This is a genomic window from Geothrix sp., assembly GCF_030219325.1.
GTDB lineage: Bacteria > Acidobacteriota > Holophagae > Holophagales > Holophagaceae > Geothrix.
Genome location: NZ_CP126625.1, coordinates 80,418 through 96,942, shown reverse-complemented (window position 1 = coordinate 96,942; position 16,525 = coordinate 80,418). Strand labels below are relative to the sequence as shown.

At 67.0% G+C, this 16,525-nt stretch carries 12 protein-coding genes; 4 read left to right on the top strand and 8 right to left on the bottom strand.

What is annotated here, in order from left to right:
- Position 1: 1 nt before the first annotated feature.
- The 8 genes from QOZ81_RS00450 to QOZ81_RS00415 all read right to left on the bottom strand — a co-directional run bounded on the left by QOZ81_RS00450 (position 2) and on the right by QOZ81_RS00415 (position 11,097).
- Positions 2 to 1,228: a class I SAM-dependent methyltransferase gene (locus QOZ81_RS00450; RefSeq protein ID WP_291203261.1), complete on the bottom strand. Its 1,227-nt coding sequence runs from the start codon at positions 1,226 to 1,228 to the stop codon at positions 2 to 4.
- On the bottom strand, positions 1,225 to 1,791 hold the full coding sequence (locus tag QOZ81_RS00445) for a dTDP-4-dehydrorhamnose 3,5-epimerase family protein (RefSeq protein ID WP_291203264.1): 567 nt from the start codon (positions 1,789 to 1,791) through the stop codon (positions 1,225 to 1,227). Before QOZ81_RS00445 ends, QOZ81_RS00450 begins: the two co-directional genes overlap by 4 nt.
- Positions 1,788 to 2,879: a CDP-glucose 4,6-dehydratase gene (gene rfbG / locus QOZ81_RS00440; protein ID WP_291203267.1), complete on the bottom strand. Its 1,092-nt coding sequence runs from the start codon at positions 2,877 to 2,879 to the stop codon at positions 1,788 to 1,790. The genes QOZ81_RS00445 and rfbG overlap by 4 nt, the downstream gene beginning before the upstream one ends.
- Positions 2,861 to 3,634 (bottom strand): glucose-1-phosphate cytidylyltransferase, encoded by a 774-nt coding sequence (rfbF, locus tag QOZ81_RS00435; protein ID WP_291203270.1) that lies wholly within the window; start codon positions 3,632 to 3,634, stop codon positions 2,861 to 2,863. The genes rfbG and rfbF overlap by 19 nt, the downstream gene beginning before the upstream one ends.
- Entirely contained in the window at positions 3,631 to 5,532 is a 1,902-nt protein-coding gene (locus QOZ81_RS00430; protein WP_291203273.1) for an O-linked N-acetylglucosamine transferase, SPINDLY family protein, read from the bottom strand. Before QOZ81_RS00430 ends, rfbF begins: the two co-directional genes overlap by 4 nt.
- Positions 5,525 to 7,441 (bottom strand): O-linked N-acetylglucosamine transferase, SPINDLY family protein, encoded by a 1,917-nt coding sequence (locus QOZ81_RS00425; RefSeq protein WP_291203278.1) that lies wholly within the window; start codon positions 7,439 to 7,441, stop codon positions 5,525 to 5,527. The genes QOZ81_RS00430 and QOZ81_RS00425 overlap by 8 nt, the downstream gene beginning before the upstream one ends.
- Positions 7,353 to 9,557, bottom strand: a complete 2,205-nt coding sequence (locus QOZ81_RS00420; protein WP_300715200.1) for an O-linked N-acetylglucosamine transferase, SPINDLY family protein — start codon at positions 9,555 to 9,557, stop codon at positions 7,353 to 7,355. The genes QOZ81_RS00425 and QOZ81_RS00420 overlap by 89 nt, the downstream gene beginning before the upstream one ends.
- A gap of 178 nt (positions 9,558 to 9,735) precedes the next feature.
- Positions 9,736 to 11,097 carry a tetratricopeptide repeat protein gene (locus QOZ81_RS00415; protein ID WP_291203287.1) on the bottom strand — a complete coding sequence of 454 codons (1,362 nt, stop codon included), beginning with the start codon at positions 11,095 to 11,097 and terminating at the stop codon, positions 9,736 to 9,738.
- A gap of 431 nt (positions 11,098 to 11,528) precedes the next feature.
- Between QOZ81_RS00415 and QOZ81_RS00410 the strand changes: the two genes are divergently transcribed.
- The 4 genes from QOZ81_RS00410 to QOZ81_RS00395 are packed head-to-tail and all read left to right on the top strand — an operon-like array spanning position 11,529 to position 16,471.
- Positions 11,529 to 13,202 (top strand): serine/threonine protein kinase, encoded by a 1,674-nt coding sequence (locus tag QOZ81_RS00410; protein ID WP_291203291.1) that lies wholly within the window; start codon positions 11,529 to 11,531, stop codon positions 13,200 to 13,202.
- A gap of 2 nt (positions 13,203 to 13,204) precedes the next feature.
- The gene (locus QOZ81_RS00405; RefSeq protein ID WP_291203294.1) at positions 13,205 to 13,912 is read left to right on the top strand and encodes a ribonuclease III family protein; all 708 of its coding nucleotides are present in this window, start codon (positions 13,205 to 13,207) and stop codon (positions 13,910 to 13,912) included.
- A 44-nt stretch (positions 13,913 to 13,956) separates the two neighbouring features.
- Positions 13,957 to 14,673, top strand: coding sequence for a HisA/HisF-related TIM barrel protein (locus QOZ81_RS00400; RefSeq protein WP_291203297.1), 717 nt, complete (start codon positions 13,957 to 13,959; stop codon positions 14,671 to 14,673).
- Positions 14,674 to 14,686: 13 nt separating this feature from the next.
- Entirely contained in the window at positions 14,687 to 16,471 is a 1,785-nt protein-coding gene (locus QOZ81_RS00395; protein WP_291203301.1) for a hypothetical protein, read from the top strand.
- Positions 16,472 to 16,525 lie beyond the last annotated feature (54 nt).

Below are 16,525 nucleotides of genomic sequence, written 5' to 3'. Positions count from 1 at the left end.
CCTAGCTGACCCGGAGGGCGGGCACCGCCGTGACGAAGCGCCCTCCCCACTCGCGGATGTAGGCCAGCTGCTGCACGACCTCCTCGCGCAGGTTCCAGGGGAGGATGATGACAAAGTCGGGCCGGAGCTGCTTGAGCAGGGCCTCCTCGCAGATGGGAATGCGGCTGCCCGGAAGGTACTTGCCCTGCTTCGCCGGATTGCGGTCGATGACATGGGAGATGAGGTCGGGCCCGACGCCGGCATGGTTCAGGAGCGTGTTGCCCTTGGCCGCGGCGCCATAGCCCACCACCGTCTTGTGGTCCCGCTTCGCCTGCAGCAGGAATTCCAGGAAGTGGTTCTTGATGTCATCCGCTCGGGACTGGAAGGCGGCGTAGAAGGCATCCGACCGGATGCCCGCTGCGGCCTCGGCCTCGAGGCAACCGAGCAGGGCCGGACTCGGTTCCCGCGGGGGGGCATCCGCCCTCTGCGCGAACACGCGGAGGCTGCCGCCATGGGTGCTCAGGCTTTCGAGATCAAAGGCCCTCAGCTGGTTCATTCCCAGGATGCCGTCCAGCGCCGTCATGGACAGGTAGGAGAAATGCTCGTGGTAGATGGTGTCGAACTGGGCCTGCGTCACCAGGCTGAGGAGGTGGGGGAACTCGAAGGTCGCCGTGCCGCCGGGTTTCAGCAGCCTGGCGATGCCCGACAGGAAGTCGTTGATGTCGGGAACGTGGGCCAGCACGTTGTTCGCCGTGACCAGATCCGCCTGCCGGCCCGAGGCGGCGAGCTCCGAACCGAGGCCTGCTCCGAAAAAGGCTTCGATGATCTCGAGGCCCTTCTGCCGGGCCACCCGGGCGGTGCCCGCCGTGGGCTCGATGCCCAGGCAGGGGATCCCCCGGGCCTGCACGTACTGCAGCAGGTAGCCATCATTCGCCGCGAGCTCCACCACCAGCGAATGCCGGTCGAGGCCCAGGCGATCCACCATCTTCGCCACGTAGGCTTCCGCATGCCTGAGCCAGGTTTCGGAGTAGGAGCTGAAGTAGGCGTAATCCTCGTTGAACAGGGCATCGGCCGCGACCACGTCCTCGGTCTGGACGAGCCAGCAGGCGCGGCAGACCAGCACCTTCAAGGGGAACCAGGGCTCGGGGGCATGCAGGGCCTGTTCGGTCAGATAGGCGTTGGAGTGCGGGGCCGAACCCAGGTCCATGAAGGGGAGCTCCAGCTCGGCATGGCAATGACGGCATTTCATAGCGAGAGCCCCTTGAAGGCGGGAAGCAGCATCGGATGGGAGCGGTCCCGGTCCGAGAGGTCCGCGATCTCCAGGGGCCAGGCGATGGCCAGGGCTGGATCCAGGGGATGCAGGCCGCCCTCGGCTTCGGGATGGTGGGGCGCAGAGTGCAGGTACAGCAGCTCGCAGTCCGCTTCCAGGGCCTGGAAGCCGTGGGCGAACCCTTCGGGAATCAGGAGGCCGGTCTGGTTGGCTTCGGACAACACGACGCCCTGCCAGCGGAGAAAGGTGGGCGAACCCTCCCGGAGATCCACGGCCACGTCGAAGATGCTCCCCCTGAGGCAGCTGACCAGCTTGACCTCGGCATGGGGCGGCCGCTGGAAATGGAACCCCCGCACGGTGCCGCTCCGCTTCGTGAGCGTGTGGTTGATCTGGCTGATGGCGGGGGCGAAGCCGCTGGTGCGGAAGGCATCGGCGCAGAACATGCGGACGAGGGAACCGCGGGCGTCCTCGATGGGCTTGCGCCGGACGAGCTTGAGGCCCGGCAGGTCCCCCTCCTGGAACTCGAAGCGGGCGCCACTCATGACGGAGAGGTCCTCTCCCCTACCGACTGTGAGTAGTCCCGGATCTGCTCCAGGGTGAACTCGGCCATGTCGCGCCCCTGCCGCCAGGCCTGATGCCAGGCCAACGACCGGGCCAGGGCGGTCTCGACCTGCCAGCGGGGCTGCCAGCCCAGCTTCAGCCGAGTGCGCGTGCTGTCGAGCATGAGGACCGACGTCTCATGGGGCTGGGGCGAAGCGTCGTGCTCCCACCGGAAGGTCGGCTCCAGCTCCGCCAGCCGTCCCAGCAGGTCCGCCACCGACCTGGCCCCCTGCTCAGATGGGCCGAAGTTCCAGGCGCCCGCAAAGGCCTGCCCATCCTCGTGCAGCCGCTCCGCCAGCGCCAGATAGCCGGACAGGGACTCCAGTACATGCTGCCAGGGGCGGATCGCCCCGGGGGCGCGGATGATCAGGGGTTTCCCCCCGTCCAGGGCCCGGAAGGCATCGGGAAGCAGGCGATCCGCCGCCCAGTCGCCGCCCCCGATGACGTTGCCGGCCCGAGCCGTGGCGACGCCCACGCCGGCGGTCCCGAGGAAGGAGCGGCGATAGGCCGCGGTGACGAGTTCGGAGCAGGCCTTGCTGCTGGCATAGGGATCGGCCCCTCCCAGGGGATCGTTCTCCCGGTACCCCCATGGCCATTCCTGGTTCTCGTAGCACTTGTCGGTGGTGACATTGACCACCGCCCGCACCGAAGGGCACCCGCGCACGGCCTCGAGGAGGTGGACCGTCCCCAGCACATTGGTCGCGAAGGTCTCCACCGGAAAGGCATAGGAGTGGCGCACGAGCGGCTGGGCCGCCAGGTGGAAGACCACCTCGGGCTGGGCCTGCTGCAGGGCGTTGGCCAGCAGGGCCCGGTCGGCCAGGTCGCCGAGGGTGCTGCCGCTGACATGCGCCTCGATTCCGGCGGCGTCGAACAGGTTCGGCCGGGTTGGGGGAGGCAGCGCGAACCCGTGGACCTTGGCGCCGAGCGCCTCGAGCCAGAGAGTCAGCCAGCCTCCCTTGAAGCCCGTGTGGCCGGTCAGGAAGACCCGGCGGTCCCGCCAGAAGGCGCCAGTCAGTCCCAGGTTTTCCACGGGGCCACTCCCTGCTGCCAAAGGGTTTCCAGTTGGGTCTTGTCCCGGAGGGTGTCCATGGGCTGCCAGAACCCGTGGTGCTTGAAGGCCATGAGCTCGCCTTCGGCGGCCAGCTGGGTGAGGGGAGTCCCCTCCCAGGCGGTGGCGTCGTCCTCGATGAAATCCAGGCATTCCGGGGAGAGGACAAAGAAGCCGCCGTTGATCCATCCTCCATCGCCGAGGGGTTTCTCGATGAACCCTTGAACCGCCCGGTCTTCCAATACCAATGAGCCGTACCGGCCGGGGGGCTGGACGGCGGTGACGGTGGCCTTCCTGCCGTGGGAGCGGTGGAAATCCACCAGGTCCCGGATGTTGATGTCCGACACGCCATCCCCGTAGGTCAGGCAGAAGTCCTTCTCCCGTTCGACGTAGGAGGCGATCCGCTTCAGGCGCCCACCGGTCAGCGTGTCCGCACCCGTGTCCACGAGGGTGACCCGCCAGGGTTCGGCGTGCTCTTCGTGGACCTCCATGCGGTTGTTCTGGATGTCGAAGGTGACGTCACTCATGTGCAGGAAGTAGTTGGAGAAGTACTCCTTGATCATGTACCCCTTGAACCCGAGGCAGACGACGAACTCGTTCAGGCCGTACCGCGAATACATCTTCATGATGTGCCAGAGGATGGGACGGCCTCCGATCTCGATCATGGGCTTGGGCTTCAAGTGGGTTTCTTCGCTGAGTCGTGTGCCCAGACCACCGGCGAGGATGACGACTTTCATGCGGTACCTCCGCCTGGGCAATCGCCCCGCATGGCGTTCGAGGGGTTGGACAAGGGGTGTTTTTGAAGCCAGGTATCGAACATGTACCGGTAGGCGTCCTCGACGCCCCGGGCGAAGCTGGGTCCGTCCATCAGCGGGGAGGCCTGCATGCGCTTCCGCATCCCGAGCCTGAGCTCATCCAGCCCCTGCGGATCTCCCGCGAAACGACAGGCCTTCTCGACGTATTCCGCCTCGCTGGTGGCCACCCACTCGGGCAGCCCCAGGTTCATCAGCATGCCCGTCCCCAGCCGGCCCACGGGCGGGCGGCTGGCCAGGGTTACAAACGGCACTCCCATCCAAAGCGCGTCCATCAGCATGGTTCCCCCGCCATGAGGAAAACTATCCAAGAGAATGTCGATGTCGTTCAGCCCTTCGAATATATCGGGGCTCCTCCGCATGATCACGCGATCCGTGTCCACACCCTGCCGGGAGAGGAAGTCGCGGTAGTAGGCCTGGGTGGCGGGGTCGGCAAAGGGGGGGTAGTCGAGGATCAGCTTGGCATCCGGGAGGCGCTTCAGGATGTCTCCCCAGGCCTTGAAGATCCGGTGGTTCAGGCGTTCCGTCCGTCCCGAATAGCCGAACGTGACGTGGCCGTTCTTGGTGCAGGGGGCGTGCGCCAGGTCCGCCGTCTTCGGGTCCGGCTGGAACACCAGGAACGAATGGGGAAGGCGGTAGATGGTCTCCCGGGCCAGCGTCCCTTCGGGGGCGACGAAGGGGTCGAACATCGCGTAGTCGATCGCCTTCAGTCCGGTGGTCCAGGCGGATCCCAGCCAGGTCGCCTGGACGGGGGCCGGCTTGAGGGTGAACACGCCGAGCCGCTCGTCCTCCATGTGGCCGCAAAGGTCCACGAGGATGTCGATCCGATCCTCCCGGACCAGCCTGGCGACCTCCTCATCATCGACGCCCCGGATGTCCCGCCAGTGCTCGAACTGCTCCCGGAAGCAGCGGGTCCAGCGGGCTTCATGCTCGACGTTGGAGTACGCGAACAACTCGAAGGAGGCCCGATCATGGTTGCTGAACAGGGGCCAGAAATAGAATCGGGAGCTGTGGGAACGGAAGTCGGGAGAGACATACCCGATGCGGAGGCGGCGCTCCGGGTTCCGATCATGGTCGCTGAAGTCCGGGCTGGCGTCCGGGAAGCGGTCCCCCCAGCGCACGAACTCCTTGAAGATGTCCTCCCCGCTCAGGTCGGGATGATAGGAGAAGCAGTAGAGGCGCTGTTCCCACATCACCTTGTGGTCGGGCCACCGCTCCATGGCCCGGTCGCTCTCCCTCGCGACGTCCTCGTAATTGGAGAGGTGGGCCAGCGCGGTGGAAAGGCACTGCCGCAGCTCGTCGAAGTCAGGCTTGAGCGCGAGGGTCCTCCGGCAGAGCGCCTCCGCCTCCACGAGCCGGCCCAGTCTCGAATACAGAAACCTCAGGCAGTGGTTCGCTTTTTCATGAACGGGATTGATGGCGAGCGCCCTGGAAAAGCTCTCGATGGCCTCCTCGGGAGATCCCAGCTTCCTCAGGGTCTCACCAAGAAAGCAGTGAACATCGGCAAACCGGGTGTTGAGGATCAGGGCCTGGCGGTAGCTGTCCTCCGCTGCTTCGAGCCGGCCCATCTGCTCCTGGGCGATCCCGAGGCGGAAGTGGGCCTCGGCATGCCCTGGCATCAGGCTTACGGCCCGCTTCAGGGCGGGAAGGGCGGCCTTCCCCTGGGATTGCAGGGCCGCCCCCAGGATCAGCCACGCCTCGCCGGAGAGCGGGAAGTCGGCCATCAGGCTCCTGGCCTGCAGCTCGGCCTCCTCGAATGCCTGGCCATTGAACAGGGCCCGCAGATCGTTCAACCGCCCGGTTGGCGCGCTCTGGCTATCCACGGGAAGCCCCCTTCGACCAGCGCTCGAACATGCTCCGGTAGGCGGCCTCGAAGGCCCGGGCGAAACCCGGCCCGTCCATCAGGGGGGAATTTCTCATCCTCTCCCTCATGCCAAGCCTGAGCTCCTTCAGGGTCAAGGCCTCGCCCGCGAAATGGCAGGCCTTGTCGATGTACTCCGCTTCGGTGGCGGCCACCCACTCGGGCAGCCCCAGGTTCATCAGCATGCCCAGCCCCAGCCGCCCCACGGGCGGGCGGCTGGCGAGGGTCACGAAGGGCACTCCCATCCAAAGCGCGTCCATCAGCATGGTTCCCCCGCTGTGGGGAAAGCTGTCCAGGAGGATGTCGATGTCGTTCAGGCCCTCGAAGATCCTGGGGCTCTTCCGCATGACCACCCGCTGGATATCCACTCCGTGACTGGCGAGAAACGCCCGGTAATGGGCCTGGGTTGCGGGATCGGCGAAGGGACCGAAGTCCAGGATCAGCCTTGCATCCGGAAGGCGCCTCAGGATCTCGCCCCAGACGCGGAAGGTCCGGTGGTTGAGCCGCTCGGTGCGGCCGGAGTACCCGAAGGTGATGAACCCGTTCTTGAAGCAGGGTGGAGGGACGAGGTCGGCCGTCTCCACCGGTGGCTGGAACACCATGAAGGAATGGGGAAGCCGGTGAATGGTCTCGCTGGTCAGGGTGCCTTCCGGAGCAACGAAAGGGTCGAACAACGCGTAGTCGATGGCCTTCAGTCCGGTCGTCCACGCGGACCCCAGCCAGGTCGCCTGGATCGGAGCCGGCTTCAGGGCGAACACGCCGAGCCGCTCGCCCGCCATGTGACCGCAGAGGTCCACGAGGATGTCGATCCGATCCTCCTTGACCATCGAGGCGACGGTCCCGTCGTCCACTCCCCCAATATCCCGCCAGTGCTCGAACTGTTCCCTGAAGAGCCTCGTCCAGGCCACTTCGCCCTGGACATTCGAATAGGCGAACAGCTCGAAGGCCTCCCGGTCGTGGTTCAGGAACAGGGGCCAGAAGAAGAACCGCGACGTGTGCTTCCGGAAATCCGGGGAGACATAGCCGATGCGGAGGCGGCGGTTCGGATTGCGATCGTGGGCGCTGAAGTCGACCTGCGGGACGGGGTGGCGAGCTCCCCATCGGCTGAATTCCCGGAAGATCTCCTCGGCGCTGAGGTCGGGGTGGTAGGAGAAACAGTAGAGACGCTGCTCCCAGATCCCCGGTTGATCGGGCTGCCTCTCGAGGACCCGGTCGCTCTCCTTCACCACCTCTTCATACGTCGACATGTAGGCAAGGGTGTTGCAAAGGGCCTGTCGCATCTCATCGAAGTCGGGCTTCGCCAGCAGGGTCCTGCGGCACAGGGCCTCGGTTTCCGCCAACCGGCCCACCCGGGTCAGGGCGGATTTCAGGCCATGGTTCGCCTTGTAGTGGACAGGATCGATCGCCAGGGCCGCCTGGTAGCAGGCCACGGCTTCCTCGAGTCGGCCCTGGCTTCTCAAGGTGTGGCCGAGAAAGCAGTGGGCATTGGCGGACTGGGCATTCAGCGACAGGGCCTTCCGGTAGGAAGCCTCAGCCTCCGCCAGGCGGCCACCCTGCTCCAGGGCCACACCCAGGTTGCAGTGGGCTTCTGCATCCTCTGGCAAGAGGTTCACCGCCCGCTTCAGGGCGCCCAGGGCCTGCTTGCCCTGGGCGAGTTGTGAAGCCCCGAGGATCAGCCAGGTGCTCCCCGAGAGCGGAAACTGCCCGAGCAGGGCGCGTGCCGGGGCCTCGACCTCTTCGAAGCGGCCCTCGTTGAACAGCGCAATCAGCCCGTTCAGTTCCTCAATCAGGGTGTGTCCGCTGTCCAGGGGGGACCTCCTTCGTCCAGCGCTCGAACATGGTCCGGTAGGCGGCCTCGAAGGCCCGCGCAAAACCCGGTCCGTCCATCAGGGGGGAGTTCCTCATCCTCTCCCTCATGCCAAGCCGGAGATCCTTCAGGGTCAGGGCCTCGCCCGCGAAATGGCAGGCCTTGTCGATGTACTCCGCTTCGGTGGCAGCCACCCACTCGGGCAGCCCCAGGTTCATCAGCATGCCCAGCCCCAGCCGCCCCACGGGCGGACGGCTGGCGAGGGTCACGAAGGGCACGCCCATCCACAGCGCGTCCATCAGCATGGTGCCCCCGCCGTGCGGGAAGCTGTCCAGCAGGATGTCGATGTCGTTCAGGCCGGGGAACACCTTGGGGCTCCTGCGCATGGTCACGCGATCTGTGTCCACCCCGTGCTTCACCAGGAGGTCGCGGAAACGGCCCTGGGTCATCGGGTCGGCGAAGGAGGCGTAGTCGAGGATCAACCTCGCATCGGGAAGCCGCTTCAGGATCTCCCCCCACACCCGGAAGGTCCGGTGGTTCAGGCGCTCCGAGCGCCCGGTGTACCCGAAGGTGATGTGGCCGTTCTTCAGACAGGGCGGCGGGACAATGTCAGCCGTTTCCAGCGGGGGCTGGAACACCATGAAGGAATGGGGAAGCCGGTGGATGGCCTCGCGGGTCAGGGTGCCCTCGGGGGCGACGAAGGGATCGAACAGGGCGTAGTCGATGGTCTTCAGCCCGGTGGTCCAGGCAGACCCCAGCCAGGTCGCCTGGATGGGCGCCGGCTTCCGGGCGAACACCCCCAGCCGCTCGTCCTGCATGTGCCCGCAGAGATCCACAAGGATGTCGATGCCGTCCTCCCGGACCAGGTTTACGACGGCCTCATCGTCCACACCGCGGATGTCCCGCCAGTGCTCGAACTGGCCCCGGAAGAGCCGGGTCCAGGCCACCTCCTTCTCGACGTTGGAGTAGGCGAACAACTCGAAGGCCGCTTTGTCGTGGTGGCAGAACAGGGGCCAGAAATAGAAGCGGGAACTGTGGGCCCGGAAATCGGGGGATACGTATCCGATGCGGAGACGGCGGTTCGGATTGCGGTCATGGGCGCTGAAGTCCGTCGTCGGGTCCGGGAACCGGTCCCCCCAGCGCACGAACTCCTGGAAGATGGTCTCGGCGCTCAGGTCGGGGTGGTAGGAATAGCAGTACAGGCGCTGTTCCCAGATGACGACCTGGTCCGGCTTGTCCAGGAAGGCCCGGTCGCTTTCGGAAACCACATCCCCGAAGTCCGACATATAAGCCAGGGCCCGGGCCAGGTTCTGACGCATTTCAGCGAAGTCTGGCTTTGCTTCCAAAACCTTGCGACACAATTGTTCCGATTCAACCAATCGTTTTTGATCCATGTAGATCAGATTGAGATGCAAATTGGCATGATAGTGGATCGGATCGATCTCGAGCGCTCGCCGACAGCAGCCAATCGCCGCTTCGACCTGGCCCATGTCCCTGTAGGCCATGGCCATGTTGTTCAGGACATCCGGAAGGTCGGGCCTGAGCCTGAGGGCCTTTTCGTACTGTTCGATCGCCGCTTCGGGGCGGCCCAGGGACCGCAACCCCAGCCCCAGGTTGTAGAAGATCATGTGGGAATCGGCCCTGAACGCTATGGCCTTCTGGTACGTATCGACCGCCGCCTGGAGGTGACCCAGTTCCTGTTCCAGCAACCCCAGCTGGAAATAGGCATCAAAATAATCCGGCTGAACCGCAATGGCACAGCGAAAGGCCTCCATGGCCTCCTCTTTGGATCCAACAATCCGCAGGCCAAGGCCCATGTTGTAATGGGCTATTGCTAGATTCGGATCAAATTTTAGGGCCCGCCTGTACCTCTCAAGGGCCTTCGCGGTCTGCCCCTGCCGCTGCTCGGCCGCTCCGAGGTTGCAGAGGGCCACCGCATTGTCCGGTTCCAGGCGGGCGGCCCGATTCAGCGCCGCCAGCGAGGGCTTGCCCTGGGATTCCAGAGAAACGCCAAGCACCAGCCAGGCTCCACCTGCAAGGGGGTATTCACTCACCAGGGCGAGGGCCTGGCCTTCGACCGCCTCGTACTGTCCCGCCTGCAACAGGGCTGCGAGCTGGTTCAAGCGATCAAGCGGAGCTTCTCCTTCACTCAGAAAAAACCTCCTTTCCTCGCTGCCCATCAGGGTGCCACAGGCATTCTCTTCCGTGTTAGCAAAGCCTGGGCCAGATCCCACGAGGAGATTTCTACAGCCGGGACGGGGCCGACATGGCCACTCAAGCCCATTCGGAATTAACCCGCAAATTCGGACGTTTATGAATGCCTCGGGTCGGCCCTTCAATGCCCGCGTGCGGGTCGGGTCAGCCCTTCTCCCGGCCGAACATCCCCCTCAGCTTGCCCATGAGGCTCGCCTGGGCCTCCTTGGTGGGCAGGGCCGGGTCCTCCGCGGACCACCCGGCGGGAACGGCCACCGAGGGGTCCAGCTCCAGGGCCCGACGGAAACAGCCCTGGGCGTTCGCCCGGAAGCCCTTGCGGTGGTAGAGCTCACCCATGAGGGCCCAGGGCTCAGCGGCACGGGGGTTCAGGCGGGAGGCCACCTGCAGAGCCTCGATGGCGCGGGTGGACCAGGCCGGGTTGCTCAGCCTGAGCCGCCCGAGGAGCATCCAGGACTCGAAGGCGGCCGGGGAATCCCCGTCCAGCTTGATGGCCTGCTCGAGGGATCGGATGGCCTCGCTGGTGCGGTCCTGCATCATGTAGGACTTGGCCTTGACGAGCAGACGCCGGGCCCGCTCGCTGGGCGAGGGTTCCGCCTCCTCCACCGGAATGGGCGGCAGCATCACCGGCGTCGGCTCCGGCAGATCCAGTTCCAGAGGGTCCGACAGGAAGTGGGCGGGTGGCGGCACCAGGTCATCCTGGATCACCAGGATCGGCTCGGGGTCGGGCTCGAGCTCGATCACGGGCTCCGGGACGGGCGGCGGCGGGGGTGGTTCCTCCTTCGGCAGGAGGGGCAGCTCGCCGCGCACCAGGTCCAGCCCGCCCAGGGCCCAGAGCGTCGCGACCAGCTTGGCGGCCTGCTCCTGGGGAAGCCCCGTCAGGGAGGCGATGGTGTCGCAGCCCAGGGGCTCCGTGCCCAGCAGGGAGAGCGCATAGGCGAGCGTGGGCGTCAGGGGAAGGCTGCTGAGGGCCTCGAGCAGGTTCGGCAGGGCCCGCCAGCGCCAGTCGGGTTCACTGCGGAACATCTCCACCAGCTCCCGGTCGATCTTGGCGCTCTGGAAGGTGTCCCAGACCAGCCACCGGTGATCCAGGCGGAACTGCAGATCCCCGCTGAGGTTCTCGTCGAGGCCTCCGGGAATCCAGGTCATCTTCAGGATCTGGTGCTCCATGGCATGCAGCAGCACCGAACCCAGCAGCTCGTGCAGGCGCTCGTCGCGCTCCTCCACGGTCATCAGGCCCCACTGCACGACGCGGTCCCCCACGCGCGATCCCTCGCCGTCGGAGAGCAGTTCCTTGAGCGACGCCATGTCCAGCACGCCCCGGCGGATGAGGAAGTTGCCGAACTGCTCGCCGACCGCGTCGCTGCGCAGGTACTTCAGGTCGCCGTCGGCCCAGTAGAGGCGGCGCGTCCCGTCGTTCTGTTCCAGCACAAGCTCACCCTCGGCCCTCTGCTGGTGGAGGGATCCCATGAGGGCCGGCAGGAAATGGCGGATGCGAACTTCGGGCACTAAGGCTCCGGGGGTGAATTCTAGTTTGCATGTTCCAGGCCGAGACGCCAGCCCCGAAAGCGCCACATTGATGCCGAAATATCCCCAGGAGCCTGCCCAAGTCATTGGAATGCCCCGCGCGTGTGGCGCCGCGCGAGCGAGGCCAGGAAGGCGAGGTGAGCGTAGCGGGCACTACGCGATCCTAGCCTGACGCCGCATCGCGACGCACGCCGCCACACGCCCTCCGGGATGACCCCAGGCGAGCGCCCCGCGGCGTCAGGGCCCTGGAACGATGCACCCACATCGCCCTGCGGGCCCTTCCTGGCGGTGCATCCCACCTGGGGTCATCGCGGGGCGCTCGAATACTTGGACAGGCTCCTAGCCCTTGGCCCTGGCACCGTCTGGACCTATGCTGTTCTTCCGTCCACCCACGCGCCCGGAAGGGTTCCCCCATGTTCGAGAAGCTCGGGAAATTCGAGATCAAGCGCGTCCTCGGAAACGGCGCCATGGGCGAGGTCTATCTGGGCGTGGATCCCTCCATCGGTCGGGAGGTGGCCATCAAGACCATCCTTCCCGCCGCGGCCCAGGGCGGAGAGGCCAAGGAGCGGTTCGCCCGCGAAGCCCGGGCCGCCGGCGTCCTGAACCACCCGAACCTTGTGACCATCTACGAATTCGGCGAGGACCAGGGCGTCCTCTACATTGCCATGGAGTACGTGAAGGGGCATGACCTGGAGGAGCTCCTGCAGGATCATTCACTGACCCGCTCCGAGTCGCTGGAGATCCTGGCCCAGGTCTGCGACGGGCTGGGTTTCGCCCACCGGCAGCAGATCGTCCACCGCGACATCAAGCCCACCAACGTCCGCGTCCAGCGGGACGGGCGGCGGCTCCACGCCAAGGTGATGGATTTCGGCGTGGCCAAGATCAGCAATTCGGACATGACGGCCACGGGCATGGTCATGGGCACGGTCAGCTACATGGCGCCCGAGTACATCCGCTTCGGCAAACCCGATCCCCGCAGCGACCTGTTCGCCGTGGGCGTGATGCTCTACGAGAGCCTCAGCGGTCGGAAGCCCTTCGCCGGCGATACCACGCCGACGGTGCTCTACAAGATCGTGAATGAGCCGCCCGACCCCATCGAGACCGAGAAGCTGCAGGGCATCAGCCCCGCCATCAGGACCGTGCTGGACCGCGCGCTCTGCAAGAATCCCGAGGAGCGGTACCAGACCGCGGAGGACCTAGCCAAGGCCCTGCGGGCCGCGAAGGACCCCTCCTGGATGGGTCAGGTCGACGAGGCCACCACCCTGATGCAGGTCTCCGCCCCCACGGCCGCTGCCAGGGCCGTACCCGCGAACACCACCCTGCAGGTCCCCGCCGCCCCCCCGGTGGTCACCGCGGAACCACGCCCGGCCCCCCGGCCCGCTGGCAGCGGCAAGGGGCTGTGGATCGGAATCGCCGCCCTGGGCCTGCTCGCGGTGACGGGAGCCACCTGGTGGACCCTGAAGGACCGTGCCTCCCTGCCCGCGGCCACCACCACGGATCCCAAAGTGGAATCCGCCCCCGCTCCCGGCGAAGTGAAGACCGCCGCGGGGGTGATATCCCCCACACAAGCGGCCATCCCGTCCCCAGGCATATCCGAGCCCCAGGGCACCCGGAAACCCGCCGCTCCGCTGCCCTCGACTCGGCCGGATACCCCGGCCGAGATCCGCCCCGAACCAGCCAGACCCACGCCACCCAAGACCGCCGAGACGAAGCCCAGGGAGGCCAGGGCCATCGACCAGCCCGAGCTCTACCAGCCCGAAAAGCTGGACAAGCTGCAGGTCCACGAGCGGATGAACCTCGGCAATGTCTCCCTGAGCGAAGCCATCCAGATGGCAGACAGCCAACCCGAGAAGGCCATCCAGGGCTTCCGGCAGGCCATCAAGGCCGACCCCACCAATGTCAACGCCCACGCCTGGCTGGCCGTGGTGCTCTACGATCAGGGCCGCACCAGCGAGTTCGTCCAGGAGCTCCGCGAGGCCCGACGCCAGGGCATCCTGGGGCAGATGGCGGCCCGGAACCTGCGCTTCAAGTCCGTGCTCAACCAGGCCCGGTTCAGCCGGAAGCTGCCGGCCGATCTGGCGGACTGATCATGACGCGTGGCAGGAACGACCTGGGCGAGCTGCAGGCCCGGCTGGGCTACCGGTTCCGGGACGCGGACCTGCTGGGCGAGGCCCTCACCCACTCGTCAGCCGGGTCCCGCCGCGACAACCAGCGCCTGGAATTCCTGGGCGACGCCCTCCTGAACTTCACCGTCGCCTTCCTGCTCCACCGCGAGCGCCCCGACTGGCAGGAGGGCGCCATGAGCAAGCTGCGGGGCGTGCTGGTGCGCACGGACGCCCTGCATGCCTGGGCCCTGGACCTCGGTTTGGACGCCGCCCTGAGGGCGGCCCATCCCCGCAAGGCCCCGCCCATGGGTCCCAAGCCCCTGGCCGATGCCCTCGAGGCCCTGCTCGCGGCGGTCTACCTGGACGCGCTGGCTGGCGGCGAGGACGGGACCTTGCCGGTGAGGACCCTGGTGGAGGCCCGGTTCATGGAGAGCATCCGCCAGGCCCAGCCCGAAAGCTGGACCCGGACCGACCCCAAGACCCACCTCCAGGAGACCGCGGCCCGACTCGGCCTGCCGGCCCCGGTGTATGACCAGATCGGTCTGGCGGGTCCCGGGCACGCCCCCCGGTTCACCATGCGGGTCTCGGTGGGCACCGTGTCGGCAGAGGCGGAGGGTCCCACCCGCAAGGGTGCCGAGGGCGACGCGGCCCGCCAACTGCTGACCCGGCTCGGAAACCCTACACAGGCGTGACCCTTGCGTTACACTCCCTTCTGCGTCTCGCCCGGAGTGCGTGCTTGAAGATCTACCCCACCTTGAACCTCCAGCACGGCGCTGTGGTCTCGACCGCGGGGCTCGGGGGCGTCTGCCCGCAGACCCCCTTGGAGGTCGCAGAGCGGCTCATCGACGAAGGGGCGACCCGGCTGGCCCTGGTGGATGTGGACGCCGCCATGGGACGGGGGAACAACCGCGAGCTGATCGGCCAGATCCTCCAGCGCTGCCACGCGCGCGAACGGAAGGTCTGCGTGCAGGTCGCCGGCGGGGTCCGCAGCTCCGACCAGGCCCAGTTCTTCATCGACCTGGGGGCGACCTGGCTGGTGGTCGGAACCATCCTCCACAAGTCCCCCATGGTCTCCGAGCAGCTGATGGCCCGGTTCCAGTCCTACCTCACCGCCGCCATCGATGCCCGCGGCGGGAAGGTGCACCGGTCCGGCTGGGTGGACACCACCACCCTGACCGCCCTGGAGCTCGCCCAGCGCGCCAAGGCCTACGGCTTCCGGCGCCTGCTCTTCGTGGACATCCCCGAGGACACGGAAACGGACCCCGATTTCCAGACGGCCCAGGACCTCGCCGCAGCGACCGGCCTGCCCCTGGTCATGGGCGGCAGCCTGACCACGCCGCGCCACCTGGAAGCCGTGCATGCCCACCATGGGCTCAAGGGCGCTCTGGTGGATGCCCTGCTGTTCCAGCAGGACCCCAGCCTTCTGGCCTTCCTCCAGGCCACCTGCGCCTGATCCGGGAGGGACCGTGACATTAGGGGAATCCGCGTTCCTGGAAACCCTCACGGAACCCGAGCGCCTCCATTTCCGCCACCTGGCGATGGTGCGGCCCCAGCTGCCCTCCGAGGGCCAGATCCACATGCTCGAGGGGCTGGCCCGCTCCCTCGCCTCCCCCCGCCTGCTCGCCCTCATGGCCAGGACGCCCCATTGGCTGGCGCACTGGCCCATCCTGCTGGGTCTCGCGGAAAACGAGGCCACGCCCGAATCCATCCGCCGCGACCTCGAGATGGTGGTTTCGCTCTTCGATCAGATGCGGGAGATGGACAAGGCCCCTGCCGCGGAGAAGGAAGAGCGCTCGGAATCCGTGAAGGCCCTCTATTCGCAGCTGAACGCCGGCCTGAAGCCCGTGGCCAAGCTCCTGGCGAAGCAGCTGGCGAAGACCGTCACCGCCACCGGCACCACCCAGGAGCTGCCGCCCCTGCCGGCGGAACATCCCGACTGGGAGGCCCTCACCGCCCTCCCGGAGGCGGCGCCGCCCCAGCCTCCGACCGAGAACCTGGACCGGGTCGGGAGACTCGCCAGGGCCCGTCAGACCGCCCAGCCGGAAGAACTCCTCTCCTTCCTGGTGGACCCCGACCAGGACCTGCGGCAGACGGCCCTGCAGAATCCCCTGGTGACGGAGGAGCTGGTCTGCCAGGCCCTGGCTCAGTGCGGCGTGGCCTCCTTCTTCGAGGAGGTCTACGCAGAGGCCCGGTGGTACTTCCGGGAACCGGTGCGGGACAGCCTGCAGGGTTCCCCCGGCTGCCCCTCCGACCTCTCCAAGCGGGTCGGGTTGTCCCGGCACCTGGTGGCGGCCCTGGCCCACGGCGGCCCCGATCGCGCCTCCCTGCGGCGCATCGTCAGCCTCTTCACCCAGCTGGACGAGAGCGAGTACCAGTTCATCACCTTCTGGGCCAAGCGGCAGTCGCCCCAGCTCCTCCGGGTCGTGAAGTACTTCTACGACCGCCTGCAGCGCGAACGCTCCGGACTGGCCTCGGCCCTGCCCGAGCGAGGCGAGGAGGGCCGCTGGGCGACCATGGAGGAGCGGGTCTTCCTCGCCACCCAGGCCACCCAGGAAGAGCAGATCAGCCAGATCCTGAAGGATCCGGATCCCCAGGTCTTCCGCCTGGCCCTGGAGAACCCCGCCCTCAGCCCCCGACTGCTGGCCTCCTCCATCGCCGCCCTGGACCACGAACGCGTGGAGATCATCGCCTCGCACGCCAGCTGGTCCGAGGACCCCATGGTGGCCGAGGCCCTGGTCCACCACCCCCACCTGTCCGAAGCCTCCGCCCTGCACCTGTTCACGCGGCTCCAGGGGATGAAGCCGGCCATCGAGATCCTCCGCGATCCGCGGGTCCTGCACCTGGAGCTCAAGCGCCGCGCCCTGGAACACCTCCGGGCCCTCTACCAGGACATGGATGTACCCAACCGCATCACCGCGCTGCGCACATCTGGCGGGGAGCTCATGCGCCACCTCCCACAGGAGGTGCTCCAGGACGAGGAGACCCTGCGCCGGATGGTGGCGGACCGCCAGCTGGACCCGGGCATCCTCCTGCGGCTGGCCCGGAACAAGCTGACGCCCCGGGCCGTGCTCGAGCAGATCGCCGGCCACCCGGTACTCATGGCCCATGCGGCGATCATGTCCGAACTGCTGCTCAACCCGAAGACCCCGCGGGAAGCCTCCATGCGGATCTGGGGCCTGCTGTCCGAGGCGGAGCAGCATCAGCTGCTGCGCAGCCCCCACCTCCCCGCGGCCCTGCGCAGCCTGGGCTGATGCGGGGCGTGGCCTTCAGCGTAAACGCGGACCGCACCCTCGCGTAGCCCTTTC

Excerpts from the sequence above, each read along its gene's own strand:
- QOZ81_RS00450 (WP_291203261.1), bottom strand. The coding sequence starts at position 1,228 with ATGAAATGCCGTCATTGCCATGCCGAGCTGGAGCTCCCCTTCATGGAC.
- QOZ81_RS00445 (WP_291203264.1), bottom strand. The coding sequence starts at position 1,791 with ATGAGTGGCGCCCGCTTCGAGTTCCAGGAGGGGGACCTGCCGGGCCTC.
- rfbF (WP_291203270.1), bottom strand. The coding sequence starts at position 3,634 with ATGAAAGTCGTCATCCTCGCCGGTGGTCTGGGCACACGACTCAGCGAA.
- QOZ81_RS00420 (WP_300715200.1), bottom strand. The coding sequence starts at position 9,557 with ATGGGCAGCGAGGAAAGGAGGTTTTTTCTGAGTGAAGGAGAAGCTCCG.
- QOZ81_RS00410 (WP_291203291.1), top strand. The coding sequence starts at position 11,529 with ATGTTCGAGAAGCTCGGGAAATTCGAGATCAAGCGCGTCCTCGGAAAC.
- QOZ81_RS00405 (WP_291203294.1), top strand. The coding sequence starts at position 13,205 with ATGACGCGTGGCAGGAACGACCTGGGCGAGCTGCAGGCCCGGCTGGGC.